This is a genomic window from Streptomyces mesophilus (assembly GCF_011044995.1).
Classification (GTDB): Bacteria; Actinomycetota; Actinomycetes; order Streptomycetales; family Streptomycetaceae; genus Streptomyces; species Streptomyces mesophilus.
The window spans coordinates 1-845 of record NZ_JAAKZW010000484.1 but is presented as its reverse complement, the minus strand read 5'-3'; the positions used below and the strand labels follow the sequence as shown (position 1 = coordinate 845).

Sequence of the window (845 nt, the reverse complement as noted above, 5' to 3'; positions counted from 1 at the left end):
TAGAGGTTGTCCCGTATGGGGTCTGAGTTATCCCGTGAGGGCCATGTTGTGAAGGCGTGCGATGCCGAGTGCGGCCTGGTGAACGCCGTTGCCCTTCAGTCGGCAGTCCCGCAGGATCTTCCAGTTCTTCAGGCGGGATAGCGCATGCTCCACACGTGCGCGAGCGCGGCGGTGAACCGCGTTCTCCGCTTCCTGCACGGGAGTCAGATGTTCCTGACCTCGACGTTTTCGGTGCGGAATGAGCAGGCCGGTGCCTTGGTAGCCGCCATCAGCGATGGTGCGAACACCGCGGCAGATCCGGTCGGCTCCGGACTCGGTGAAGGCCCGGCAGTCGTTGCGACTGCCGGGCAGGGGATCACCGATGGCCACCACCAGGCGACTGTTGGCGTCGATGACGACCTGCAGGTTTGTCGAGTACCGGTAGTTCTTGCTCGAGGCCGCGACACTCCGGTCCCGCGTGGGGACCAGCGTGCCGTCGACGATGTAGACGGTGTCTTCCCGTTTGCGGCGGGCCGGAGAGACCGCCAGCAGCGGTGCCAGATGGTCCAAAATCCGGTCCGCGGCCGACTTCGAGATCCCAAACAGCGGGGCCACCTGCCTGAGCGTCAGGTTCGTGCGCCAGTACGTGGCTACCAGCAAGACCCGGTCCTCCAAAGGCAATCGCCACGGCCGGCCTCGCTGGATGTCACCACCACGTCGGCGCACGAGCGCGACGAGTCGGTTGAACTGCTCCGGGCTCAACCCGACGAACGGCTCGATCCATTTCGGATCATCTGCTGAGATCACCCCACCCATGACCGGACAACGCCCCAGGAGCCACACCGGTTACGGGACAACCTCTAGGC

At 64.7% G+C, this 845-nt stretch carries 1 protein-coding gene; it reads right to left on the bottom strand.

Annotated features, from left to right (window positions below; all coding sequences use genetic code 11):
• Nucleotides 1-27: 27 nt before the first annotated feature.
• Complete coding sequence (locus G6045_RS40690) at nucleotides 28-795, bottom strand: transposase (RefSeq protein WP_165337274.1); 768 nt, start codon at nucleotides 793-795, stop codon at nucleotides 28-30.
• Nucleotides 796-845 lie beyond the last annotated feature (50 nt).